The 23,669-nt window shown below is 67.7% G+C and carries 20 protein-coding genes and 3 pseudogenes; 13 read left to right on the forward strand and 10 right to left on the reverse strand.

The features are described from left to right. Positions 1 to 284 (reverse strand): annotated as a pseudogene (locus H610_RS0108525) (transposase); the annotation flags it as partial. A 151-nt stretch (positions 285 to 435) separates the two neighbouring features. Here H610_RS0108525 and H610_RS23585 point away from each other — a divergent pair. After that, a complete protein-coding gene (locus tag H610_RS23585; RefSeq protein ID WP_084166413.1) occupies positions 436 to 855 on the forward strand; it encodes a BRO family protein in 420 nt (139 codons plus the stop codon). 166 nt (positions 856 to 1,021) lie between these two features. Next, positions 1,022 to 1,114, forward strand: a pseudogene (locus H610_RS25855) (REP-associated tyrosine transposase); the annotation flags it as partial. Between the two features lie 130 nt (positions 1,115 to 1,244). On the opposite strand, the gene H610_RS25440 reads toward H610_RS25855, so the two are convergent. Both H610_RS25440 and H610_RS0108535 read right to left on the reverse strand, forming a co-directional pair. Further along, entirely contained in the window at positions 1,245 to 1,907 is a 663-nt protein-coding gene (locus H610_RS25440; protein WP_152529076.1) for a hypothetical protein, read from the reverse strand. 74 nt (positions 1,908 to 1,981) lie between these two features. Further along, positions 1,982 to 2,887 (reverse strand): LysR substrate-binding domain-containing protein, encoded by a 906-nt coding sequence (locus H610_RS0108535; RefSeq protein ID WP_028239267.1) that lies wholly within the window; start codon positions 2,885 to 2,887, stop codon positions 1,982 to 1,984. A gap of 119 nt (positions 2,888 to 3,006) precedes the next feature. On the opposite strand from H610_RS0108535, the pseudogene H610_RS23590 reads away from it, so the two are divergent. Next, a pseudogene (locus H610_RS23590) lies at positions 3,007 to 3,692 on the forward strand (FMN-dependent NADH-azoreductase); the annotation flags it as partial. Positions 3,693 to 4,192: 500 nt separating this feature from the next. Here the strand turns inward: H610_RS23590 and H610_RS0108545 are convergent. The 3 genes from H610_RS0108545 to H610_RS0108555 form a co-directional block, all read right to left on the reverse strand. Continuing rightward, positions 4,193 to 5,707 (reverse strand): AAA family ATPase, encoded by a 1,515-nt coding sequence (locus tag H610_RS0108545; protein ID WP_028239268.1) that lies wholly within the window; start codon positions 5,705 to 5,707, stop codon positions 4,193 to 4,195. A gap of 575 nt (positions 5,708 to 6,282) precedes the next feature. Beyond that, entirely contained in the window at positions 6,283 to 7,044 is a 762-nt protein-coding gene (locus tag H610_RS0108550) for a dienelactone hydrolase family protein (protein WP_028239269.1), read from the reverse strand. Between the two features lie 125 nt (positions 7,045 to 7,169). Beyond that, complete coding sequence (locus H610_RS0108555; protein ID WP_028239270.1) at positions 7,170 to 7,886, reverse strand: rRNA pseudouridine synthase; 717 nt, start codon at positions 7,884 to 7,886, stop codon at positions 7,170 to 7,172. A gap of 399 nt (positions 7,887 to 8,285) precedes the next feature. On the opposite strand from H610_RS0108555, the gene H610_RS23595 reads away from it, so the two are divergent. From H610_RS23595 to H610_RS0108595, 8 genes are all read left to right on the forward strand, one after another. Continuing rightward, positions 8,286 to 9,617, forward strand: a complete 1,332-nt coding sequence (locus H610_RS23595) for an arylsulfotransferase family protein (protein WP_051231616.1) — start codon at positions 8,286 to 8,288, stop codon at positions 9,615 to 9,617. A 9-nt stretch (positions 9,618 to 9,626) separates the two neighbouring features. After that, complete coding sequence (locus H610_RS25860; RefSeq protein WP_201768357.1) at positions 9,627 to 9,968, forward strand: hypothetical protein; 342 nt, start codon at positions 9,627 to 9,629, stop codon at positions 9,966 to 9,968. A gap of 85 nt (positions 9,969 to 10,053) precedes the next feature. After that, positions 10,054 to 10,770, forward strand: a complete 717-nt coding sequence (locus H610_RS0108570) for a hypothetical protein (RefSeq protein WP_028239271.1) — start codon at positions 10,054 to 10,056, stop codon at positions 10,768 to 10,770. Next, positions 10,767 to 11,939 (forward strand): sulfotransferase, encoded by a 1,173-nt coding sequence (locus H610_RS23605; protein WP_043238124.1) that lies wholly within the window; start codon positions 10,767 to 10,769, stop codon positions 11,937 to 11,939. The genes H610_RS0108570 and H610_RS23605 overlap by 4 nt, the downstream gene beginning before the upstream one ends. A gap of 10 nt (positions 11,940 to 11,949) precedes the next feature. Then, positions 11,950 to 13,671 (forward strand): adenylyl-sulfate kinase, encoded by a 1,722-nt coding sequence (gene cysC / locus H610_RS0108580; protein WP_051231618.1) that lies wholly within the window; start codon positions 11,950 to 11,952, stop codon positions 13,669 to 13,671. Between the two features lie 716 nt (positions 13,672 to 14,387). Beyond that, on the forward strand, positions 14,388 to 16,832 hold the full coding sequence (locus H610_RS0108585) for a helicase-related protein (RefSeq protein WP_028239273.1): 2,445 nt from the start codon (positions 14,388 to 14,390) through the stop codon (positions 16,830 to 16,832). Positions 16,833 to 17,042: 210 nt separating this feature from the next. Beyond that, positions 17,043 to 17,186: a hypothetical protein gene (locus H610_RS25675; RefSeq protein WP_161630459.1), complete on the forward strand. Its 144-nt coding sequence runs from the start codon at positions 17,043 to 17,045 to the stop codon at positions 17,184 to 17,186. A gap of 304 nt (positions 17,187 to 17,490) precedes the next feature. Then, positions 17,491 to 17,772 carry a peptidylprolyl isomerase gene (locus H610_RS0108595; RefSeq protein ID WP_028239274.1) on the forward strand — a complete coding sequence of 94 codons (282 nt, stop codon included), beginning with the start codon at positions 17,491 to 17,493 and terminating at the stop codon, positions 17,770 to 17,772. Here H610_RS0108595 and H610_RS0108600 read toward each other — a convergent pair whose 3' ends face one another. From H610_RS0108600 to H610_RS23610, 3 genes are read right to left on the reverse strand one after another with little or no spacing between them, the layout of a single operon-like run. After that, positions 17,773 to 18,534: a DUF72 domain-containing protein gene (locus H610_RS0108600; RefSeq protein ID WP_028239275.1), complete on the reverse strand. Its 762-nt coding sequence runs from the start codon at positions 18,532 to 18,534 to the stop codon at positions 17,773 to 17,775. A 22-nt stretch (positions 18,535 to 18,556) separates the two neighbouring features. Beyond that, a complete protein-coding gene (gene mepA, locus H610_RS0108605; RefSeq protein ID WP_028239276.1) occupies positions 18,557 to 19,381 on the reverse strand; it encodes a penicillin-insensitive murein endopeptidase in 825 nt (274 codons plus the stop codon). Positions 19,382 to 19,404: 23 nt separating this feature from the next. Next, positions 19,405 to 20,541 carry an alpha/beta hydrolase family protein gene (locus tag H610_RS23610; protein WP_051231620.1) on the reverse strand — a complete coding sequence of 379 codons (1,137 nt, stop codon included), beginning with the start codon at positions 20,539 to 20,541 and terminating at the stop codon, positions 19,405 to 19,407. Positions 20,542 to 21,000: 459 nt separating this feature from the next. Here H610_RS23610 and H610_RS0108615 point away from each other — a divergent pair, with 459 nt between their 5' ends. Next, positions 21,001 to 22,338: a sensor domain-containing diguanylate cyclase gene (locus H610_RS0108615; protein ID WP_051231622.1), complete on the forward strand. Its 1,338-nt coding sequence runs from the start codon at positions 21,001 to 21,003 to the stop codon at positions 22,336 to 22,338. Between the two features lie 588 nt (positions 22,339 to 22,926). After that, positions 22,927 to 23,346: a GFA family protein gene (locus tag H610_RS0108620; RefSeq protein ID WP_028239278.1), complete on the forward strand. Its 420-nt coding sequence runs from the start codon at positions 22,927 to 22,929 to the stop codon at positions 23,344 to 23,346. A gap of 12 nt (positions 23,347 to 23,358) precedes the next feature. Here H610_RS0108620 and H610_RS0108625 read toward each other — a convergent pair whose 3' ends face one another. After that, on the reverse strand, positions 23,359 to 23,616 hold the full coding sequence (locus H610_RS0108625) for a DUF2789 domain-containing protein (protein WP_028239279.1): 258 nt from the start codon (positions 23,614 to 23,616) through the stop codon (positions 23,359 to 23,361). Between the last annotated feature and the right edge of the window lie 53 nt (positions 23,617 to 23,669).

Below are 23,669 nucleotides of genomic sequence, written 5' to 3' on the forward strand. Positions count from 1 at the left end.
CGGGCAAAGAAGGCCGAGGCCTTTTTTAGCAGTTCGTTGTCCTGCTTCAGTTGGCGAAGCTCCGCCTCAAGCTGGCGGATTCGTTGCTGCTCCGGCGTCAAAGGCTTGCCGATTCCAGGTTGCCCCGAGAGCTCGGCCTCATACTGTTGGAGCCAACGGCGCACAGCCGTTTCCCCCAGGTTCATGTCTCGACAGACCTGCGCAACGCTCAGGCCCTGATCCTTGATCATCTGGACGACTTGCAGCTTGAAGCTGACATCGAAGGATCGACGTTTACGGCTCATGAATGACTCCTCGTTTCAGTGGATTTTCCACCTATCGAGGTGTCCGCGGGAATTGAACCACCGCAGGGGAATACGTCCGGCCCTCTGTGTGGGGTTTCTTAGCTCCCGGCACCCAGCCCTAAGAAAGCTGTTCACACAGAGGTAAAAGGATATGCCAACTCCCCATCACCCTCGCTTCGAGGGAATGCGTCTTTCCGTTCACCATGAACCTGACGGTCGGCTCTGGTTCGACGGCAATGAAGTCGCCTGCCTGCTGGACTATTCCGATGGCGCACTTGCCATTCACCAATACTGCCGCGTGGAAGGCCTGAGCTTCGGCGAAGGCGATCAACCCAAGCCCCGACTGGACCTGGAAAACGTCTATCGCCTGGCCTTCGCCAGCCGCTCCGCCTACGCGCCGCGCTTTACCACCTGGCTCACCCACCGCCTCCTGCCCCAGCTCTGCAACCCCAAAACGAGCTGTGTGCACCTCTTCGGCCGCCAGCTGCAGATCCTGGACTGGCAGGATGATTGGTGGATACGCATGCGGGACGTGGTCGAGGCCTTCGACGTGGGGCAGGCGGTGAGGTAACCGGGCGGCGCGTGGAGCGTGTGGATAAGGCTGCGCCGTTTTCCACCCTGCCGGCAATGCCGATGTGTTGGCGGAACGAGCGGGTGCGGTGATGTAGGGTGGACAACGCTCTGCTTGTCCACCGTGACACGCTCGCCGCCAACACGCTGCTCAAGGATGAGCTGCCATGTCCCGCTACCGCCGCGCCCGTGTACCGGGCGCGACTTATTTCTTCACGGTCAACCTGCGCGACCGCCAGAGCGATCTGCTCGTCCGACATCAAGTACCAAGCGATCGGTAGGACTCTCTCTTTGCGTAGAGAGACCATGGGATGGCCCTTGTGGCCGGCCATCGAAGCGATGGAGCAAAAATGAACAATGTGCGCACCGCCTGCTGAACAGAAATGGAGGCTACCGTTGCGACCGAGGCTCTAGGACATACGAGAACCCTTGGTCCTGCGGGAAGTAATTAACGCCCATAGTCAAAGGGTTTAAGGCTGCACAGTTTCTTGCTCCGCATGCGAGCAAAACATGTCCAATATCCCAACCAGGGATCATCACCATGACACGATCAGTAGGCTCACCTCTCTCAATCATCGATAAGAGCTCTAGCGCCTGCCGTTTCCCGTCCTTCTCCATCGCCGCCAAAAAAAACAAGAGAATAAGAAGCATCACTAGAAAACCAGCAAGCCTGATTGCCAAACCTTTCGCCTTCTTTTCTGCCAGAGAATCCTTCCTCTTTCCGAAGCATCTTTTCTTTAATCTTGCAATCTTCCTCTTACGCACAAAAGAAGCGCGCGCATAATCCACATATGCCGGAAGTACAACATAAGCATACAAAAACACGAGACAACAGCCTACTAGTGCAAAAATAAAAACAGGCACGTAAGAAATAATAAGTCCGCTATACAACACTGCCGCCGACTCTACTCCGAGAACATCAGAATCCAAGCTAAGTGTCAAAAAATATCCATGTCTTTTTGCGGTACCTGCACAGAACAAAAGACCCGTTAGAAGCGCCAAACATAATGCACCATCAAAAACCTTCCTAAACACACCAAGCCCCTCTATCATTGCAACCAATTCCTACATGCTCAGCTACAAACTCTTAGTTTCCTAGCAAGACTTGATTAATAGCTGGATACGCGTCACCTCGTCGCCTTACACAACCCTCCCGGCACCGCCATCACCCACTCCCTCACCGCCCGCACCGTCGGATTATCCCGACGGCTCTCCGGATACACGAGGTGAAACGGCTTGCCTTCCATCTCCGGCCCGAACGGCTGCACCAGCCGCCCTTCCCTCAGCTCGTCCTCGATCAGCTGACGGCTCATCAGGGCGACGCCCTGTGCGCCGATGGCGGCTGAGATGGCGTGGGTTTCGTCGGAGAAGACCAGCCCGGCGCTGACGTCCAGCCCCGGCACGTTGGCCTGTTTCTGCCACGCCGCCCAATGGATCGGGGCGGAGGCCGCACCCTGCGGGCGGAAGTGAATCAGGGGGTGCTTGGGTAGCTCGGCTACATCGTGCAAGCCCAGGTGCGGGCTGCAGGCCGGGACGAAGGTGTTATCGAACAGCTTCTCCGCCACCAGGCCCGGCCAGCGGCCGTCGCCGTAGCGGATCGCCATGTCGGCCGTGACGCCGTCCAGCGAAACCGGCTCGTGCGAGGTGTGGAAGCGCAGATCGATGGCCGGATGGGACTCCCGCAGCATGCAGACCCAGGGCACCAGCCAGCGCACCGCCACGGCCGGCGTGGTGCTGAGGGTGATCGCCTGGCGACAGGGCGCCGTGCTCAGGCGTTCGACCGTTGTGGCGATGCTGTCGAAGGCCGTTTCCAGTACCTGTTGTAGTTCGCGCCCCTTGGCGGTCAGCTCGAGCTTGCGCGGTTTGCGCAGGAAGAGCGCAACGCCGAGCGATTCCTCCAGCGAACGAATCTGGTGGCTGATGGCCGTGGCGGTGACGGCCAACTCGTCCGCCGCCTGCTTGGCGCTCTCATGGCGGGCGGCCGCTTCGAAGGCCCGCAATGCGGAAAGCGAGGGTAGGCGTCGATGCGCCATGGCTGAGTTTTCCTCATCTGTATAAGGAAGCAATCGTCGTTTGTCGCCTGTAGAGCCTAACCCTAGGCTGACTCTGTCGCGAATTACAGATGAATTCTTTCACAGAGCGGAGATTCGACATGACGCACCTTTTACACCTCGATGCCAGCGCCCGCCCCGGCCTCGCCGGCCAGGATGCGCACGGTTCCCACAGCCGCCATCTCACGCAGCGCTTCGTCACCAGTGGCTGTCCAGCCACCCTGAGGACAACGTCAACTACCGGGACATTGGTCAGAACCCGCCCTCGTTCATCAATCATGACTGGATTGCCTCGGCCTTCACGCCGGAGGAACGCCGCGCACCCTGGATGAGGGACGCGCTGGCAGAAAGCGATCTACTGGTCGACGAACTGGTTGCCGCGGATGTTCTGGTCATCGGGACGCCCCTTTACAACTTCGGAATGCCCGCGGCGCTCAAGGCATGGATCGACCAGGTGGTGCGCCTGGGCCGGACGGTCGGCCTCGACGAGAGCAACCCGACCGATCCCTACGTCCCTCTGCTGGCGGACCGGCCACGGCATGCAGTCATCCTCACCGCCCGGGGCGGCATCGGTTTTGGCCCGGGCGAAGCGATGGCTCACATGAACCATCTGGAGCCGAACCTGGTTACGGCGCTTGGTTTCATCGGGATCACGTGCATTCACCAGATCGCCGTCGAGGGTCAAGAGATCGGTGGCGAGCTGCTAACCGCCTCGGTGGTCCGGGCGCAGCGTGAGGTCGATGCACTGGTCACCGAGCTTCAGGCAGCGCTTGCGGCCGCTTCGCCTACGCGCCGCGCTTTACCGCCTGGCTCACCCACCGCCTCCTGCCCCAGCTCTGCAATCCCAAAACGAGCTGCGTACACCTCTTCAACGGACAGGCAGGATGATTGGTGGATACGCATGCGGGACGTGGTCGAGGCCTTCGATATGGGGCGGGCGGTGAGGTAACCGAGCGGCGCGTGGTGCGCGTGGAAAAGGCTGCGCCGTTTTCCACCCTACGGTGCTGACGAGCTCAAGGTGAGATCGACGTACGGCGGCGCCCTTCCAGACACCTTTGCCCCGCTCTCTTTACGCCGCCCCGGAGCCTGGACCACGGCCCGTATGCACTGCGAACCGATTCATTGGGTGGGCCGGGCGGCGTTCCGCTTCAGCCCACCATCGGACCAAATGGTGGGCTGAAGCCCACCCTACAATGCTGCGAGCCGCCTTCTCCTGCAGCGCCGCCTGCTCTCGGCCGAAGCCCCTATCAGTTGGCGCCTGCGTCGCCGCGAGGGCGGTCGTGGATCTCAATCCACCGGGACCGTCCGCGAACTCGCCCAGGCGCGCAGGGCGGCGATCTGTTCGGCCATGACCGTCGACAACGGCCGTGTCTGCCTTATCTCCTCGAGCAGATGCGCGGTACCGACGCGCGTGCTGTCGGCCTGCGCCGCGTAGCGGGCGGCGACCACCGCCTGCTCCAGCTCCGCGCCGGAAAAGCCCTCGCTCTGTGCCACCGCGGCGTCCAGATCGAGGCCGGTGCCGTCGATGCCACGCTTGGCCAGGTGGGCGCGCAGGATTTCGCCGCGCGCCGCCGGGGTCGGCAGGTCGACGAAGAAGATCTCGTCCAGCCGTCCCTTGCGCACCAGCTCCGGCGGCAGCGCCTCGATACGGTTGGCGGTGGCGACCACGAACACCCGGCTCTTGCGCTCGGCCATCCAGGTCAGCAGCGTGCCGAGGATGCGCTGCGAGGTGCCGTTGTCGCTGTCGCCGGTGGACACGCCCTTCTCTATTTCGTCGATCCAGAGCACGCAGGGCGCGATGACGTCGGCTGCCTTCAGCACCTCGCGCACGTTCCGTTCCGACTCACCGATGTACTTGTTGTAGAGCGCGCCCAGGTCGAGGCGCAGCAGCGGCACCTGCCAGGCCCCGGCGATCGCCTTGGCGGCCAGGCTCTTGCCGCTGCCCTGCACGCCGGCCAGGAGGATGCCCTTGGGCACGTCCATCACCGAGCCCTGGATGTCGAGAAACGGCAGCCGGCGCTTCTCCAGCCAGGCCTTGAGCCGGCCGAAGCCGCCCACTTCGCCGAAGGACGCGGTGTCGTATTCGAACGAGAGCGCCCCGCTCTGCCCGACCAGCTCGTACTTGGCCTCCATCACCCCGGGCAGGTCGCTACGGGTGATGGCGCCGTCGTTGTAGATGGCGTTGCGGATCAGCCGGGTGGCGTCGGTCACCGTCAGGCCGACCAGGTTCTGCGCCAGCAGTTCGACTGCCTGCGCGTCGGCGCGCACCCGGCCGTTGCCGTTGCGCGCCCGCCACAGGCTCGCTTCCTGGTCGATCATCTCACGGATGCGCTTGCGGTCCGGCAGGGCCAGCTCGAAGCGCGCGCAGTAGCGGCGGATCTCGTCCGGCAGCTCGACGGCATGGCTGAGCAATACCAGGCGGTTGCCCTTGAGGTAGAAGTCGAGGGCGATTTCCTTGGTCGCCCGGACGATCGCCGGGTTGTCCAGGTACGGATGGAAATCCAGCAGCACCACCAGGCTGTTCTTCAACGTGCGGTTGACGTGCGCCAGCATCTGGGCCGGGTCGAGCGTATCGTCGCTGGCCGGAGCGTCGCGCAGCTGCAGGTTCTCCACCTGCAGCGAGCCCTTGCCGCCCAACTGGCCCTTGAGCCCCTGCGCCACCGTCCAGGTGTAGAACGCGGTGCCGCGCTCGAGCAGGATGCCGCGCAACAGGTCGAGCGCGCGCTGCTCCTCGTGCGTCTCGATGACGAGGATGGGAAAGTGCGAGCCGACGAGGATTTCCAGGTTGCGCCGTTCGATCATGGGCGGTCCCCTCCGTGGGTGGCAGACGTTGTGCGGCATTTGATCCGCCGCGCGCGGCCGGCGCAAGGGCTTCCTTCGCGGTCGTTAGGCCGGCGCCATGTAGAATGCGCCGCGCCTTTTTCCCTTCTCCCCGCGGGAGAAGGTGGCCCGCAGGGCCGGATGAGGGACGCGTTGCACGCAAGCCCTCACCCCGGCCCTCTCCCGGAGGGAGAGGGGGATGGTATGGCGTTTGCCCGCGGCTTGGTGCATGCCGGTTCGCGGTCGAGACCACAGGGTTCGTGCTACCTCGGCACACCGCAGATTGCAGGGTGCGCCGTGGGCTCCATGCCCTGGTCGCAGGCAGAGCCTGCTCCTACGGAGTGTTCGTCGAAGCGGCAGGCTGCGCCACGTCTCGCCCTTCTCCCCGCGGGAGAAGGTGGCCCGCAGGGCCGGATGAGGGACGCGTGGCACGCAAGCCCTCACCCCGGCCCTCTCCCGGAGGGAGAGGGGGATAGTATGGCGTTTGCCCGCGGCCTGGTGCAGGCCGGTCCGCGGTCGACACCGTTCCCACAACAGGGTTTGTGCGACCCCGACAGTCAGTTCGCCGCGAACACTTCGTCGAGCAGGTCGTTCATCGCGGCGAAGGCGCGGCGGGCGACGGTCGGGTTGTATTCGTTGCGCCCCGGCACGTTGGCGTAGGGATCGGTGAACGAGTGCACGGCGCCGCCGTAGCCGACGAACTGCCAGTCGACATCTTCGGCGCCCTGCATCTCGACGATGAAGGCGTCGACCTGCTCCTTCGGCACCGACGGGTCGTCCGCGCCGTGCAGCACCAGCACCGGCGCCTTGATGGCCTTGGCGTCGTCCGGGTTCGGCGTGTCCAGGTTGCCGTGGAAGGAGACGAACGCCTTCAGGTCGGCGCCCGAGCGCGCCAGTTCCAGCACCGAGCCGCCGCCGAAGCAGAAGCCGATCGCCGCCAGCCGATCTTCGTCGAGCACCTCGCCGGCCTGCTCCCTGAACACATCGACCGCCGCCTGCGCGCGCTTGCGCATCAGCGGGCGGTCGCCGCGTACGGCGGAGGCGGCAGCCTTCGCTTCGTTCGCATCGGCCGGACGGGTGGCCTTGCCGTACATGTCGGCGACGAACACCACGTACTTCTGCCCGGCCGCGCGCGCCGCCTTTTCCGCCGCGCGATCGGTGACGCCCAGCCAGTTCGGCACCATCACCAGGCCCGGACGCGGCCCGCTCACGCTGTCGTCGTAGACCAGCGCGCCCTCGAAGGGCTCACCGTCGATCTCGTAGCCGACCGGCTGGACCACCACCGCGGCCTGCGCCGCCCCGATCATCGACACCGCCATCACCGCTGCAGCCAGTTGCCTCATTGCCGTCTCCCTCGGTCTGAACTAACCCAGTGCACAACAGTAGAAGAAAATCGACGGATCGCGCCCCGCAGGTTGCAACGCGGTGTGACCGGCCACGAAGGCTAGAAGCGCTCGCCGGGGCCGAGGTAGCGCCATTGCCCGACCGGCAGCTTGCCCATCGGCACACCGCCGACGCGCAGCCGCTTCAGCGCCTCGACGCGCAGGCCGATGCTGGCGCACAACGCCTCGACCAGGCCCGGCGCCGGATTCTTCAACGGCAGGCGCAGGCGGCTCTCGCTCTGCCAGCTGGCCTTGCACGGCGGCAGCGTGCGGCCCTTGTGGACATGTCCGCGCCTGAGCCGCTCGAGGCCGTCGGGCATCGGCTGTCCGCTGACCTCGACGAGGTACTCCTGCTCCAGCTTGCCGGCATCGGCCTTCAGCTTGCGCTGCGTGCGCCAGTCCTGCGTGAAGATCGCCAGGCCGCTGGCGCCCCGTTGCAGCGGCAGCTCGGCCGTCAGGCGGGCGAAATGGCCGCGCAACAGGCGCTGCCCGCTCGGGTCCTCGGCCCAGCGCGTCTCCGGTCGTAGCAATTCGCGCAGCGCCTCGGGGTCTGTTCGGGCGCCGGCCGGCAGGTTCAGCAGCAGGGTGATCGGCGCCAGCGGCTCGGCGACCGCGCCCGGCAGCAGCTCGACGCGCTGGTCGGCGACCTTGAACTGCGGGACGTCGACCACCTCGCCGTCCACGGTGACCCAGCCACCTTCGATATAGAGCTCCGCCTCCCGGCGCGAACAGCCGGTGAGTTCGATCAGGCGTCTGGAAAGGCGTATGGCTTCGGACATGAGGGGCACCGGCAAAAGGTCGATTGTAGGGACGTAGGGTGGAAAACGGCGAAGCCTTTTCCACGCGCTTTCATACGCACGCACAGCGCTGAGGTCCGGCAAACGGCACGATCGAGCGCAGCATCCTGTAACCGATCCGGCGACCGCACGCATACCCGGCGCGAACCACGCCCGCTCACGAGAGTCCCACGCGGTGAACAAGCCGAGCGGTGCCTAAGAGCCTGTTCACGATCTCGCGAGCTAGAGCGATGCAAGGCAAAAACAAGCGAGGAAGCGGAGTTTACGAGTGGTAAATGAGCATTCCGAGCTTGTTTTTAACGCAGCAGTGCCGACGCGCAGCAGATCGTGGACAGGCTCTAACCGGCCGGCACCATCAGAACACGGACCCAAGGGGGGCGGATGGACAAGGCGGACCGAGCGGGTTTCACCTTCTTCTTCATCGCGGTGATCTTCATCGCCTTCATCGCGGGCGCGCTGGCCATGCTCGCCAGGGTGTTTCCCTACAACTACCTGAACGATGCCTACAAGGCGGCGCACGCGGCCATCATCCAGCTGACCGAGACCGACCTGTACACCGAGACGCACCTGTGGCGCGAAGCGCGGCGGCCGGAGCGCGGCGTCACCCTGCACGATCCGCAGCGGGCCTACCAGGGCGTGACCCTCTACACCTCCGGCGACGGTGCCTACGCCAACCTGGTCGACATGCAGGGCAACGTCGTCCATCGCTGGGCACTGCCCTACCGCGAGATCTGGGACAAGAGCCCCAGCGGCCGGGCGCCGCGACCGGACGACCGCATCTACTGGGACAAGGCGCGGCTGCTGCCCAACGGCGACCTGCTGGTGGTGATCACCGCCGACAACGACACCCCCTGGGGCTACGGCCTGATCCGCATCGACCGCGACTCGAAGCTGGTCTGGAGCTACCACGGCCCGACCCACCACGACCTCAACCTCACCGGCGACGGCCGCATCGTCACCCTCACCCACGACTTCACCGACGAGGACATCCCCGGCCTGCACGGGCTCGAGCGGCCCTGGCTGAACGACTTCGTGGTGACGCTGGACCTGGAGACCGGCCGCGAGCTGGGCAAGGTGCCGCTGGCCCAGGCCTTCCTCGCCTCGCGTTTCGCCGAGCCGCTGTACCAGACACCCAGCTACGCGGTCTTCGACCCGCTGCACGCCAACAGCGTGCAGTATCTCGACGAACGGCTGACTCGGGCCTTCGCCCCGGCGCAGGGGCGCCCGGGCCAGGTGCTGGTGTCCTTCCGCAACATCAGCACCGTCGCGCTGATCGACCCGCAGGCCGGCGAGGTCACCTGGGTCGCACGCGGCCCCTGGTTCGTCCAGCACGACGCCCGGGTGCTGCCCAACGGCAACTTCACCCTGTTCGACAACGCTGCCAGCTATCGCGAAGGCAACATCTCGCGGGTACTGGAAGTGAACCCCGGCACCCATGCGATTGTCTGGAGTTACGAAGGAAACGATGAGCACCCCTTCGAAAGCTATGTGCGCAGCTCAGCCGAACCTCTGCCCAACGGCAACTACATCATCACCGAATCCGATGGTGGCCGGCTCTTCGAAGTGACTCCGAACGGAGAGATCGTCTGGGAATTCGTCAATCCGGTTCGGGGGGGCGACAAGGAGCAATACATCCCCATCGTCTCATCGGGACAGCGTTTCTCTATCGAGGACCTCGACGAGGATTTTCGCGCCGTTATCGACAAGCCCTGAGAGGTGAACATGACTCCTGACACCAAGCGATACGCCTTGACCCTGGGCGTGATGACGCTCTGCGCAAGCCTTGCTCCCGCCGCCCACGCCTACGTCGGCCCCGGCGCCGGCCTGGGCCTGCTGACCGCACTGTGGGGCCTGGTCGCCGCCGTCGGCGTGGCAGTCTTCTACGTGGTGATGTGGCCGATCCGCCGCATGCGCCGGCGCCGCAAGGCCGAACGCGAGGCCACCCAGGCCCGCCCGGCCGACACCGATGCGCCGGTGGTGCAGATGCGCCAGCCAACCGATGCGCCGTCCGCCGTCGAGCGGGACGTCGAGCGCAAGACCGGCACGGGCGGCCCACGCGGCTGAACCTGCGCAGCGATCGCGGCGGCCGTGTCGCCGCGCATCGCCCCGTCACCGAACCACTCCGCTGACTCACCGATAGGAAGGCTCCATGGGATTGCTGGACCTGCCCTCGCCCCTGTTCGCCCTGATCGACGGCCTCATGGCGCTCGCGCTGCCGCCGGCCTTGAGGTTGATCGCCTGGGCGGCCCTCGGCAGCGCGGGCACCCTGCTGCTGTACCGCCTGCTGTCGCCGCAGGCGAGCATCGGCAAGGCCAAGCGCGAAGCCCGTGAAGCGCGCCGCGAACTGAACGAATTCGATGGCGAGCTGAGCGACGCCGGGCCGCTGATCCGCCGGCAGTTCCACTCGGCGTTCCGCCACCTGGGCCTGGTGATCCTGCCGACGCTGTTTTCCATGCTGCCGCTGCTGGCGCTGCTGAACTGGCTGGACCAGACCTACAGCCACGACTATCCCCAGGCCGACGAGGCGCCGGCGGTGAACGTGGTGGCGCCCGAGCCCTTCTTCGCCGAGTGGATCATCGACGGCGAGGTGCCCAAGGTGCGCGTGCAGACCGACAGCGACTGGCTGGACTACGCGCTGACCATGCCGATCCCGGTCATCGAGCAGCGCCGCTGGTGGAACTGGCTGGTGGGCAATCCACTCGGCTACCTGCCCGACGGCGATCGCGTCGAGCGCGTCGAGATCGGCCTCCCGGAACGCGCCTACCTGCCCTTCGGGCCGCCCTGGATGCGTTCCTGGCTGGCCTTGCTGCTGCCGACCATGATCCTCGTCTCCCTCACCACCTACCGCCTGGCGAGGATCCAATGACGGCACAGGAGCGTCCGCCCAAGGACAGCGGCGAGTTCGCCGTACCGACCTGGATGCACCTGCTGAGCGGCTGGATCCACCGCCGGCCGGAGACCTGGATCAGGCTCGGCAACCTGGAGACGCGGCTGGTCGACGACGCCATCGCCGACATCCGCGTCGACCGCCCGGTGTACGTGGCTGGTCTCGCCCGCTCCGGCACCACCATCCTGCTCGAACAGCTCGCCGCGCACCCCGCGGTGGCCAGCCACCGCTACATCGACTACCCGCCGGTGCTGACCCCCTACTGGTGGAATCGCTGGCTGTCGCTGGTGCCGCAATCCCAGGGCGCGGCCAAGGAGCGCGCGCACAAGGACGGCATCGTGGTCACCCCGCAGAGCCCCGAGGCCTTCGAGGAAATGCTGTGGATGGTCTTCTTCCGCGACACGCACGATCCGCGGCAGAGCTCGGTGCTCGGCCGCGAGGCCAGCCATCCGGCCTTCGAGCGCTTCTACGACGAGCATCTGCGCAAGCTGCTGGCGGTGCGTGGGCGCCAGCGCTACCTGGCCAAGGGCAACTACAACCTGGTGCGCCTGGGCTACCTGCAACGTCTGTATCCGCAGGCCCGCTTCGTCCTGGCGATCCGCGACCCGGTCTGGCACATCGCCTCGCTGATCAAGCAGCACAGGCTCTTCGTCGCCGGCGAGCGGGCCGAGCCACGCGCGCTGGAGCACATGCGCCGGGTCGGGCACTACGAGTTCGGCCTCGATCGGCGGCCGATCAACTGCGGCGACGACGCGGCCACCGCGCGGGTCGTCGAGCTGTGGCGCGACGGCCATGAGGTCGAGGGCTGGGCGCGCTACTGGGCGGAGGTCTACCGCCATGTCGCCGACACCCTGGAGGCCGATTCGCGGCTGAACGAGGCCTGCCTGGTGGTGCGCTACGAGACCCTCTGCGAACAGCCGCGCGAAACCCTCACCCAGGTCTTCGCCCACGCCGAGCTGGAGATCGCGCCCGAAGCGCTCGAGCGCGGTGCCGCCGGCCTGCACGCGCCGACCTACTACCGGCCGAAATTCAGCGACGACGAACTGGCGCTGATCGCCGAGGTCACCGGGCCGGTCGCTGCGCGCTTCGGTTATCACGCACGGTCCGGCGCCGACGCGCCGGCCGATGGAGCCACCCAACCTTCCTGAGGACCAGCCCATGGCGATTTCCCCGGCAAAGGTGGTACGCGCGCCGCGTGCCGAACAGCACCCTGGGCCGTGGCGACTGGTCGCCGGCGGGGCCGAAGGCGCCGGCACCACCACGCTGCTCGACGACCTGCTGGCCGGGAGCGCGGCCCCTATGGATACCGGTGTGACGCCGTCGCTGGCGATCGACGGGCGCACCTTCCAGACGGTCGATGCGAGCGCGTCCGAAGACTGGGTCCGACAACTGGCCGACACCGCGCCGACCCTGGCGCTGCTGGTGGTCGATGCCCGCGAGGATCGTCACCCGCTGGGACGGCGCAGCGCCCTGCTGGCCTCGCTGCTCGGCGTGCGCGAACTGCTGCTGGTGATCAACCAGATGGATCGGGTCGGCTGGCGCGAGGACGTCTTCGCCCGCATCCGCCGGCAATACCGCCACTACGCCGAGCAGCTCGGCATCACCCGGCTGACCTGCATTCCGGCGAGCGCCGCCGGTGGCGACAACCTCTGTCGGCCGTCGCCCAATCTGCCCTGGTACCAGGGCCCGACCCTGCTGGCGCAGCTGGCGGCCTCCGACCCGCAGCCGCGGCCGCCGACGCCGCTGCGCCTGGTCGTGCGGCAGGTCCAGGGGCCGGACCGGGTCAGCGGTCGCCTGCTCGGCGGCAGCGTGCAGCCGGGCGACCAGGTGGTGCTGCTGCCCGACGCGCGACCGGCGCGCGTCGCCGAGGTGAAGGGGCAGGCGCGGCAGGTCGAACTTACCCTGAAGGCGGCGGCGTCACTGTCACCGGGCGAGCTGATCGCCTCGGCGCAGGCGCGCCCGGAAGTCGCCGACCAGTTCGCCGCGCACCTGCTCTGGCTCGGCGAACAGCCGCTCTACCCCGGCCGCGACTACCTGCTGCAGATCGGCGAGACACGGGTCGGCGCGCGGGTCACCGAGCTCAAGCATCGGGTCCAGGTCGACAGCCTCGGCCAGGTCGCGGCCAAGCGCCTGCGCCGCGACGACCTCGCGTTCTGCAACCTGGCGCTGGATCGCGCGGTGCCCTTCGACCCCTGCGCCGAGCAGCCGGCCACCGGCAGCTTCACCCTGCTCGACCGCGCCGGCGGCAGCGTGCTGGCCTGCGGCATGATCGCCTTCGGCCTGCGCCGGGCGTCGAACATCCACCGCCACGCGATGAAGGTGGACAAGGCCGCCCGCGCCGCCGCCAACGCGCAGAAGCCCTGCGTGCTGTGGTTCACCGGGCTGTCCGGGTCCGGCAAGTCGACGGTGGCGGACCTGGTCGAACAGCGCCTGCAGGCGCTCGGCAAGCGCACCATGCTGCTGGACGGCGACAACGTGCGCCACGGCCTGAACCGCGACCTCGGCTTCACCGACGAGGACCGGGTGGAGAACATCCGCCGCGTCGGCGAAGTCGCCAAGCTGATGGTCGAGGCCGGGCTGATCACCCTGGCCAGTTTCATTTCCCCGTTCCGCAGCGAGCGGCGCATGGTCCGCGAACTGCTGGAGGACGGCGAGTTCATCGAAATCTTCGTCGACAGCCCGCTGGATGTCTGCGAGGCGCGCGATCCCAAGGGGCTGTACAGCAAGGCTCGGGCCGGCAAGCTGCCGAACTTCACCGGCATCGGCAGCCCCTACGAACCACCGGAAGCCCCCGAATTGCGGCTGGCCTCCGGCGAGCAGCCGGCCGAGGTCCTGGCCGAGCAGGTCGTCGACCTGCTGGCGCAGCGCGGCATGCTCTGAGCGAAGCACGGCGCGCCGTTGTGGGAGGCGCGCCCTCGCGGCGATGCAGGCCGCAGGCCTGCCAAAACCCAAGAGCATCACCCGAGGTCGAGTCCCACAAAAGCACGTAGGGTGGAAAACCGCGCAGCGTTTTCCACGCGGACCGGTGCGGCATGGCCACGGCCGGTCAGCGCAGGCATGGCCCGACCCGACGCGTGGATGAGGCTGCGCCGTCATCCACCCTACGCTTCGACGAAGCGCATCGCCCCGAGGTCGGGCCTCCCACAAAAGCAGGCGCCGCCCACCGTCCCCCTGTGGGAGGCGCGCCCTCGCGGCGATGCAGGCCGCAGGCCTGCCAAAACCCAAGAGCATCACCCGAGGTCGAGTCCCACAAAAGCACGTAGGGTGGAAAACCGCGCAGCGTTTTCCACGCGGACCGGTGCGGCATGGCCACGGCCGGTCGGCGCAGGCATTGGGCCCGACCCGACGCGTGGATGAGGCTGCGCCGTCATCCACCCTACGCTTCGACGAAAAGCATCGCCCCGAGGTCGGGCCTCCCACACCAGCAGACACCGGCCACCGCGCCCTGTGGGAGGCGCGCCCCCGCGGCGATGCGGGCCGCAGGCCCGCCGCTGTTAGGCTTCGCTTCGCTCCGGCCTACGGTCACGGACGGTTGATCCTCTCCCCCTTCCTCCGGTCTCATGTGTTACCTGTCAGTGATCAGCGAGGGGTCGATCATGCCGAAGGGCCAACACCAGCAGCGCAAGACCATTCGGCTCGAACGACTCAAGCGTTTCCTTGCCTGGGCCGGCGCGACCCACCCGGATTTCGAGCCGAAGAAGAATCACCAGGAGCAGTGGTTCAACCCCTACGTCGGCTACCCCTATCCCGATTTCGGCCGCGCGGCCAAGGCCTTCTGGCTGGGGCTCGAGGAGCCGGCGGTGCGGCAGGTGCTGGACAAGCCCGACCCGGCCAGCCTGATCGCCCGGGTGCTGGCCCATGACCGCAGCCACTATTCCTGCACCATCGACCTGTTCGGCGCGCCAAAGGCGCTCGACTGCGGCTCACCGCAGCACTTGCTGGAGCCGGAATGGGCGCTGCGCCTCGCCGACAGCGACTCGCCCGCCGCTTTCGAGGCGCACGTGTGCCAGGCCGTCCAGCGCTGGGTGCGCGGGCGCCTGCAGGTGCTGGAAAAGCCCTTCGCCAGCATGAGCGCCGAGGCCCGCACCGGCGCGCTGGAACGCATGCGCCCGGAACTGGCGCGGGTCGACGAGTTCCTGCCGCGGGCGGTGGAAACGCTCAACGAGGTGCGCCATGACCTGCGCTACGTAGTCGAACTGCGCCACGGCGACATCGCACTGGACGTGCAGCGGCGCATCCCGGCCGGCCAGGGCCGCGTGCTCACCGACGAGGACGTGCGCGAACAGCAGGAAGCCGACCGCCAGGCCATCGAGGACAAGTTCGCCCAGTTGATCGAGGAAGCCGAGGACTTCGACCTCAACCAGCTCGGACAGAAGCGCCTGACCGAACTCTTCATGCTCGAGCCGGGCAAGATGCGCCGGGCCCTGCGCGCCGCCATCCGCGACCACCGCGAGAAGATGGCCTTCGCCGTGCTGCTGGAGAACAACCCGCGCTTCGTCCACTACCACAAGCTGTATCCGGCCCGGCGCCTGACGCGCAAATGGACCGCCCTGCTCGGCCCGACCAACAGCGGCAAGACGCACCAGTCGATCGAGGCGATGACCGCCGCCACCCACGGTATCTATCTCTCGCCGTTGCGGCTGATGGCACTGGAGAACCAGGAGCGCATCGAGGCCGGCGGCACGCCCTGCTCGCTGGTCACCGGCGAGGAACAGATCATTCGCGAGGGCGCCACGCACTTCTGCTGCACGGTCGAGGAGTTCGCCCGCTTCCGTCACCGGCACTGGGACGTGGTGGTGGTCGACGAGGTGCAGATGCTCGCCGACCCGCAGCGCGGCTGGGCCTGGGTCGATGCCTTGGTCAGCGCCTATACCCCGGAGTTGATCATGACCGGCCCGGCGCTGATCGAGCCGTCGCTCAAGACGCTCGCCGAGCTCTGCGAGGACCGCCTGGTGGTCAAGCGCACCAAGCGCCTGTCGCCGGTCGAGGTGGCACGGCACTCGACCACGCTGCGCAACCTCGAACCCGGCTCGATGCTGGTGGCCTTCAGCCGCAAGACGGTGCTCGAGCTCAAGGCACTGATCGAGATGACCGGCAAGTCGGTATCGGTGGTCTATGGCGCGCTCTCGCCCGAGGTGCGGCGGGAACAGGCGCGACGTTTCCGCGAGGGCGAGGCGGACATCATGGTCGCCACCGACGCGGTGGGCATGGGCCTGAACCTGCCGGCGCACACCCTATGCTTCTACACCGACGAGAAGTTCGACGGCATCCAGAACCGCCAGCTCAACGTGCAGGAGGTCAAGCAGATCGGCGGCCGCGCCGGGCGCTTCGGCCACCACGACGAGGGCGTGATCGGCGCGCTCGACCCGGGCGTGCTGAAGACCATCAAGCGCCTGTTCAACAGCCCCGACCAGCCGCTGGACCTGTCGCAGTTCCAGGTGCGCCCGTCGATCGAGCACCTGACCGCCATCTCCGAACTGATGGAAGAGCCCAGCCTGCTGCGCGCCTGGCTGACCTTCAACCGCAACATCAACTACGGCGAGGCCTTCGTCTCGGTGCTGCCGGACGAGCTGGCGGACTGGATCAGGCTGATCGACGACCCGGACATCCCGCTGTGGCTGCGCTGGGTGTTCGCCTGCACGCCGATCCGCGGCGGCCTCGACAGCCCGGCCGCCGGCTTCGCGCAGAAGTGGCTGCAGCGGGTCGCTGCCGGCCAGGCGGTGGACATCCCGCGGCTGTATATCGACGCGGACCTGGCGACCCTGGAGAGTTCGCTGCACGTCATCGAGACCTACCTGCATCTGGCGCGCGCCCTGCCCGAGCGCTTCCCGCACGTGGAACGCGGCGAGGAACACCGCCGGCTGCTCAACGACGCCATCACCCGCGAGCTGTCGCGCCGGCGTAAGCCGCGGCGCTCGGACCACCGTCGCATCGCCGGCGGCGACACCCGCAGCTGCGCGCAGTGCGGCAAGCCGATGCCGCTGCTCAGCCAGCAGTTCCGCCTGTGCGAGGCCTGTTGGCGCGAGCAGCCGCGCCGCTGACGCCTTTCAGCGGAACGCCACGGCGGTTCGCGTAGTCGCAAACAGTAACCGCGCGGCCCTGGGAGGGCCGTCGACTGGCAGGGAGCGCCTTGGTTGGGAGTCCCCTCCATGCAGTAAGCCTTCGATTCCACCTGGCGCCGTGCCTTCGGCGCCTGCCTGTTCGGCCTCTGCCTGGTCGGCCTGACCGCCTGCGACGGCGGCGAAGCCGAAATGCCGAAGGACACGCCCGCCTCGATCGACCGTGAGGTGGTGTCGCCCGAGGGCGCCGACGATGAACCCACCGAACCGGTCCCGCCATCCGTGCCGGCGAACACCGCGCCGGAAATCGGCGAGCCGGATCGGCCGGAACAGTGACTCATCCGGTGGACACCCACGATCGCCGCGAGGGCGCGCAATCCACAAGGATGTGGTGAATGCCGCAAGCCCGTCGGGAACGGGCGCGCCTCCCACAGGGCCGCTTGCTTTCGTGGGAGGCCCGACCTCGGGGCGATCTGGCCCGAGGCGGGCCCGTAGGGTGGAAAACGGCGCAGCCTTTTCCACCAACGGGTGCTTATCGGTGGAAAATCGCTGTGCGAGTTTTCCACCCTACGTCGGCGCGGCGCTTGAAACGCCCGACGATTCCGTTACCCTCCCGCCTCCACTCACAGAGGACCGCCCCATGCCCCGTGCAACCGCCCGCCACATCCTGGTTTCCAGCGAAGCCAAGTGCAACGAACTGAAGGCCGCCATCGAAGGCGGCGCCGACTTCGCCCAGGTGGCGAAGGAAAACTCCAGTTGCCCGTCCAGCCGCGACGGCGGCAACCTGGGCACCTTCGGCCCCGGCCAGATGGTCAAGGAATTCGACACCGTGGTATTCAGCGCGCCGGTCGGCGAGGTGCAGGGCCCGGTGAAGACCCAGTTCGGCTATCACCTGGTGGAAGTCACCAGCCGTCAGGACTGATCAGCGCGCGCCCCGGTGCAACGCCGGGGCGCCTGCCAGCAGGTCCCGCATCTCCAGCACGTTGGCCGTGGCCGCACCGCTGGCGGTGTTGTCGAAGATGCACCAGCTCTCCACCCCTTCCTGCGCCGCCGCGACCAGCCGCTGCGCCAGCGCCTGTAGCCAGTCCATCCCGTAACGCGAGTAGTAGATGCGCGGCGAACCGTGCAGCCGGTAATAGCGCAGGCCTGTCCAGCCGCCCGGCGCATCCCAGCCCGGCACCGGCGTCGGATCGGCCGCCACCCGGGCGACGCGGCACCGCTCCAGCAGCTCGCCGGCATCGGCCCAGCTGGCATGTCGTGGCTCGAACGCCAGCGCCCCCGCGTAGCGCTCGCGCAGGCTGGCGAAGAAGGCCTCGGCGGTCGCCGCCTCGAACCCCAGCGAGGGCGGCAGCTGCACCAGCAGGCAGCCGAGCTTGTCGCCAAGCCCGGTGCACTGCGCCAGGAACGCATCGAGCGCCACCCCGCAGTCCCTCAGCCGCGCCTCGTGAGTGATCGCCTTGGGTACCTTGACGCAGAAGCGAAAGCCCTCCGGCACGCTCTCGGCCCACCTGCGGTAGGTCTCCGGACGGTGCGGGCGATAGAAGCTGCTGTTGATCTCCACTGCCGGCAGGCGCGCGGCATAGCGCGCCAGGTGCGTGCCCTCGGCGGGGAACGCCGGCCAGTACTCGCGCGGCAGGCTCCAGCCGGCGCAGCCCAGCTGGATCAGCGGGCCGCGCGACGCCATGCCCGTCCCCCTCTCGCCGCGCTCACTGTTCCAGCACCGCGTCGCAGGCTGCCGGCAACCGCCGTATCGGGCGCGCCTCGATTTCCGGCCGCGGCGTCGGGAGGATCGCCTGGCAGCCGTCGCCCGCCGGCGGCTCCGGCTGGTCGACGCAGTTGACCTGCCCCTCCGGGCATCGGAGGCGCACATGCAGGTGCTCGTCGTGCGCCGGCCAGGGGCGGATGCGGCGCAGCCAGGAGCGGTCTTCCCACTGGCGCTCGCAGAGGTCGCGCTTGATCGCGCCGTCGACGAAGATGCGCGCCACCCGCGGATCGTTGGCGGCCTGGCGGACGAGTTCGGCATGGGCGTCGGTCCAGCGCTCGTCCAGCTTGCCGCTGCGCTCGTCGACCAGGATCGGCTGCTCCAGGTCCCGACGCTGGTCCCGCGGCAGCGGCGGCAGGTCGAGGCGGAACCAGATGTCCACGTCGAGCCCTGTCTGGTGACTGACGTGGCCAGAGGACATGGGCCCGCCGCGCGGCTGCGCCAGGTCGCCGACCAGCATCGGCCCGATGCCCGCGTCGGCCAGCCGCTGGCCGAGCGCCAGCAGGTAGTCGACGAGCTCCGGATGGCCGTAGTAGCGCTCGCGCTCCAGCTCGATCGCCTGGTAGCCGGGGCCGTCCGGCGGCAAGGCCTGGGCGCCGATGAGGCAACCGGCGCCGTGCTTGCCAATGATGTGCGGCTCGCCCTTCAGCGGCCCGGGGACGGTGGCCCAGTCCTGGGCCGGGGACAGGGCCGGCAACGCCAGCCCCGCGACAAGGGTGCAGCGCGCGAGCAGCGCTCGCGCCGGTACGGTGGGAACAGCGGCAGACATCGGCGACGGTTTCCTCCCTCGGGTCAGCGGTGTTGCTCAGCGAGCCAGTCCAGGCCCGGGCGATAGAGCATGTCGTGTTCGCCGTCGAACAACACCAGCTCGGCCGGGCCGGATTGCAGGTGGAGCAGGATGTCGGCGTCCGCCTCGGCGAAACGCGGGAACTGGTAGCGGTCGTGCGTCGAGCGCTCGCTCAGCGCCGGCGGAATCTCGCGCGTTTCGAGCACCTGGTCGATCTGCTCCTGCGGGATGCGGTCTTCTTCCTCGGCCAGGTCGTTGAACACGTGCAGCGCCTGGTCCGGCGGCACCGTCTGGTCGCCGATGCCGTGGGCGATGAGGATGCGCAGCTTGCCGGCGGCATCCGGCACGTATGTCCGCGGGCTGCGCTCGACGCAGGCGTCGTAGGCCTCGCTGCCCTCCTCCGGTGCGCCGCCGCAGGCTTCGGCGATTTCGCCGGCGTACTTGGCCTGCTGGGCTTCGTTCCAGGCGTGCCAACTGACCAGGTCGTAGACCGGCACCCAGATCGACACGCCGGCGAACACGTCGGGGTGACGGCTGGCCAGGTGCAACGCATTCATCGCGCCGCCGGAATAGCCGAGCAGGTAGATGCGCGATTCGTCGATGTTGGCATGTTCGCGGGCGTAGTCGAGGGCGTCCTCCATGTCGGAGATCGCCAGCTTCGAACCGGTGGATTCGGGGCGCCCGTCGTTCTGCCCGCGGAAGTCCGGGTGCATGAACACCCAGTCGTTGGCCACGGCGAACTGGGCGATGGGAATGTCGATGTTCTGCAGGTAGTTGGTGCTCCAGCTGTGCAGCACCAGCAGCAGCGGCTTTTCCTGCTCGGAGCCGGAATCGTAGTACAGCGCCTTCTGTGCGCTGCCGTCGGCGGAGGACGGGACCTCGATCTGCTCGACTTCCGGCGCACCCTCGGTCCAGGGCTCCAGGTCGGCGCCGGTCAGTCCGCCGGGATAGGAGGTGACGCGCAGGTACTCGCTCGGGTGTTTCAGGCCGGCGGCAGCCTCCTGCGAGGCGCCGGCATCGGCCGCGTTCCGGGCATCGGCGGCCACCTCGGTGCCCGACCCCGCCGACTGCTGCGCCGAGCCCCCGGGCGGGCTTTCTTCTTCGCCGCAGGCCGTCAGCGCGAGCGAGCCAAGGGCGATCAAGGCGACGCCGCACGCACGGCGCCAGCGGGTGAGGCATGAATCTGGATGACGAGCTGGCTGCATGGCCTGTTCTCCTGTCACGCATCCCTGCCCGGACGAGCGGCCCGCCCGTCGGGCCAACTGTATCTTTTGCGACTCCCGGTACGCGCAAGCGTTCGCTCTGGCAAGCTGCATGCACGACGATGGGGAACTACAGGCGCCTGCTGCGTTCAGTTTGGTTCGAGCACGCCGACGCGGCGGCGCCGCGCCATCACCGCCGCGCACAACGGCCGCCCTATCGGAGGCAAGCCAGATGCAACGGGGCATCCACGAATCGCCGGGGCGGCCCGCCCGGTTCTCGTACACGTCAGTTCAGGCGACATGTCCGGCAATGGCACATTGCCTTGACAGACAGGGTCGATTAGAGTCCTGCCGCCTCGCCGACTCGCTCCGCCGGCCCCGCTCCCCAGCCGATCGCCCATGACCGCCAACGACGACACGCCCGATTCCGATCGCCGGGAAATCCAGCGCCTGCGCGAGATCATCGCGCACAACTCCGACTGGCTCTGGGAGGTCGACGCGCAGGGTCGCTACACCTTCTGCTCCGGGCACAGCCAGCAGATGCTCGGCTACTCCCCGGAAGAGATGCTGGGCCGCACGCCCTTCGACTTCATGCCGCCGGACGAAGCCGAACGCGTCGGCGCCGAGTTCGCGCTCATCGTCGCCGAGCAGCGCCCCTTCTCCGGGCTGATCAACCGCAACCTGCGCGCCGACGGGCGCATGGTGGTGCTGGAGACCAGCGGCATCCCGCTGTTCGCCGAGGACGGCACCTTCATCGGCTACCGCGGCATCGACCGCGACATCACCCCGGCCATCGGCCCGCTGAACCCGCGCCTGGTGCAGCTGGAAGCGCTCTATGCCGCCGCCCCGGTGGCGCTCGGGCTGGTGGATCGCGAGGGGCGCCTGGTCAACGCCAACCATGCCCTGGCGCGGCTGCTCGGCACCGAAGGGCAACCCGTGACCGGCCACACGGTCGCCCGCTACCTGCCGCCGGAACAGCTGGACGTGATCGCCATGTTCGCCCGCCTGGAGGCCGGCGAAGAGGTCCCAGGGCGGGAGCTGACGAAGGTCGGGCGCAGCTACCAGGTCACCGCGCAGGCGGTGCGCAACCTCGACGGCACGCTGATCGGAATGACCCTGGCGCTTACCGACGTCACCGAGCTGCAGCGGGTGCGCCTGCAACTGGCCGAGGCCAATGCCCGACTGGCAAACGCCAATGCGCAGCTCAGCGAACTGGCCGAAACCGACTACCTCACCGGACTGCCCAACCGCCGCCGCTTCGACGAGACGCTGCTGGTGGAGGTCGCGCGGGCGGTGCGCGAGCGCCTGCCGCTGTCGCTGCTGATGCTCGATGTGGACTTCTTCAAGACCTACAACGACCACTATGGCCACCAGGCCGGCGACGAATGCCTGCGGGCGCTGGCCAGGCTGCTGCGCGAGGGGATCTTCCGCCCGGCCGACCTGCCCTGCCGTTACGGCGGCGAGGAGTTCGCCGTCATCCTGCCGCACACCGACGCCCTCGCCGCCGGACAGGTGGCCGAACGCCTGCGCACCCAGCTGCAGGCAGCCGGCCTGCCGCACGAGCTGGCGCCGACCGGGCAGATCACCGCAAGCATCGGCATCGCCACCTTCGACGGCCGCAGCAGCGCACGCGCCGGCACCGGCGGGCTAGCCGCGGAACTGGTCGGCGTAGCCGACCGCTGCCTGTACGCGGCCAAGCGCGACGGGCGCAACCGGGTGACCACCGAGGTGCTGTGAGCCGCATGGGTTGGGGCGAGCAACGTAGGTTGGGTTGAGCACAGCGAAGCCCAACGAGCTCCCTGGTTGTCGGGCGCAGCATGCTGCAGGACCGGTCGCAGGCACAATGCTGTTCACTTAAGTGATAGACCCTTGGCCTCGGGCAGGCCTACGGCCTGCATCGCCGCGAGGGCGCGCCTCTCACAGGGATGTGGTGGATGCCGCAAGCCCGTCGGGAACCGGCGCGGCCTCCCACAGGGCTCGGCGGGCAACTCCGCTTTCGTGGGAGGCCCGACCTCGGGGCGAGCTTGCCTAAGTGAACGGCATTACGGTCGCAGGCAGAGCCTGCTCCTACAGGGATACGTTGTGACCGCTGGCAGCGCCGGGCGGCGCTTTTTCCCTCCTCCCGCCGGGAGAAGGTGGCCGATAGGGCCTGATGAGGGAGAGTTCGCCAGCAAGGACTGGCGTCCTGCTTTGTGGGAGACCCGACCTCGGGGCGTGCTTTTTGTAGACCACGAATCGCTCGTCCGCCCCGCCCGGGCATCGTCGCGCCGGCCAGCTATGCTGCCAGCACGGCCCGCCCGGGTCGGTGACGAAGGAGACGACGAGATGAACGAACGGGAACGACATGGCCGCTGCCTGTGTGGCGCGGTCGGCCTCAGCCTGAAGCCGGACAGCCTGCACCTGGGCGCCTGCCACTGCAGCATGTGCCGCAAATGGGGCGGCGGCCCGCTGATCGCGGTGGAATCGAGCGTGCCGCCACGAATCACCGGCGAGGAACACCTGCGGGTCTACGCCTCTTCGGATTGGGCCGAGCGCGGCTTCTGCGACCGGTGCGGCAGCCATCTGTTCTATCGCCTCAGGGACGGCAGCCTCTACGCCATCCCGGTCGGCCTGATCGACGACGAGCAAGGCTGGACGCTGCGCCAGGAAGTGTTCATCGACGAGAAGCCGCCCTTCTACGCCTTCGCCAACGACACCGAACAACTGACCGAGGCACAGCTGTTCGCGCAGCATTCTGCCGAATGAGCGGCAGACGGCTCAGACCGCGCCGGCGCCGTCCTTGTTCTCGTGCAGGCGCACGTTGAGCTCGTCGATGAAGGGTTCCCAGTCGTCGTCGGCGACCCAGTGCTCGCGCAGCATGGCGGCCTGGCCGGGCGACCAGAACGGCGCCTCGGTGAGCTTCATGTCGTCCGGCAGCGGGTAGTGCTGCTCGATGAAGGCATCGATGCTGGCCTGGTCGCCGTCGAGCCCGAGCTGTTCGAACAGGGTGGCGAGCGACTTGTGCTGCGTATCCATGGGGACTCCATCGGCCATGTTCGGCCGTTCGCTGATGAGGTGTCTGAACGATA

It is taken from the genome of Stutzerimonas azotifigens DSM 17556, assembly GCF_000425625.1.
GTDB classification, from domain to species: domain Bacteria; phylum Pseudomonadota; class Gammaproteobacteria; order Pseudomonadales; family Pseudomonadaceae; genus Stutzerimonas; species Stutzerimonas azotifigens.

Excerpts from the sequence above, each read along its gene's own strand:
- H610_RS23585 (WP_084166413.1), top strand. The coding sequence starts at position 436 with ATGCCAACTCCCCATCACCCTCGCTTCGAGGGAATGCGTCTTTCCGTT.
- H610_RS25440 (WP_152529076.1), bottom strand. The coding sequence starts at position 1,907 with ATGATAGAGGGGCTTGGTGTGTTTAGGAAGGTTTTTGATGGTGCATTA.
- H610_RS0108535 (WP_028239267.1), bottom strand. The coding sequence starts at position 2,887 with ATGGCGCATCGACGCCTACCCTCGCTTTCCGCATTGCGGGCCTTCGAA.
- H610_RS0108545 (WP_028239268.1), bottom strand. The coding sequence starts at position 5,707 with ATGATCGAACGGCGCAACCTGGAAATCCTCGTCGGCTCGCACTTTCCC.
- H610_RS0108550 (WP_028239269.1), bottom strand. The coding sequence starts at position 7,044 with ATGGCGGTGTCGATGATCGGGGCGGCGCAGGCCGCGGTGGTGGTCCAG.
- H610_RS0108555 (WP_028239270.1), bottom strand. The coding sequence starts at position 7,886 with ATGTCCGAAGCCATACGCCTTTCCAGACGCCTGATCGAACTCACCGGC.
- H610_RS23595 (WP_051231616.1), top strand. The coding sequence starts at position 8,286 with ATGGACAAGGCGGACCGAGCGGGTTTCACCTTCTTCTTCATCGCGGTG.
- H610_RS25860 (WP_201768357.1), top strand. The coding sequence starts at position 9,627 with ATGACTCCTGACACCAAGCGATACGCCTTGACCCTGGGCGTGATGACG.
- H610_RS0108570 (WP_028239271.1), top strand. The coding sequence starts at position 10,054 with ATGGGATTGCTGGACCTGCCCTCGCCCCTGTTCGCCCTGATCGACGGC.
- H610_RS23605 (WP_043238124.1), top strand. The coding sequence starts at position 10,767 with ATGACGGCACAGGAGCGTCCGCCCAAGGACAGCGGCGAGTTCGCCGTA.
- cysC (WP_051231618.1), top strand. The coding sequence starts at position 11,950 with ATGGCGATTTCCCCGGCAAAGGTGGTACGCGCGCCGCGTGCCGAACAG.
- H610_RS0108585 (WP_028239273.1), top strand. The coding sequence starts at position 14,388 with ATGCCGAAGGGCCAACACCAGCAGCGCAAGACCATTCGGCTCGAACGA.
- H610_RS25675 (WP_161630459.1), top strand. The coding sequence starts at position 17,043 with ATGCCGAAGGACACGCCCGCCTCGATCGACCGTGAGGTGGTGTCGCCC.
- H610_RS0108595 (WP_028239274.1), top strand. The coding sequence starts at position 17,491 with ATGCCCCGTGCAACCGCCCGCCACATCCTGGTTTCCAGCGAAGCCAAG.
- H610_RS0108600 (WP_028239275.1), bottom strand. The coding sequence starts at position 18,534 with ATGGCGTCGCGCGGCCCGCTGATCCAGCTGGGCTGCGCCGGCTGGAGC.
- mepA (WP_028239276.1), bottom strand. The coding sequence starts at position 19,381 with ATGTCTGCCGCTGTTCCCACCGTACCGGCGCGAGCGCTGCTCGCGCGC.
- H610_RS0108615 (WP_051231622.1), top strand. The coding sequence starts at position 21,001 with ATGACCGCCAACGACGACACGCCCGATTCCGATCGCCGGGAAATCCAG.
- H610_RS0108620 (WP_028239278.1), top strand. The coding sequence starts at position 22,927 with ATGAACGAACGGGAACGACATGGCCGCTGCCTGTGTGGCGCGGTCGGC.
- H610_RS0108625 (WP_028239279.1), bottom strand. The coding sequence starts at position 23,616 with ATGGATACGCAGCACAAGTCGCTCGCCACCCTGTTCGAACAGCTCGGG.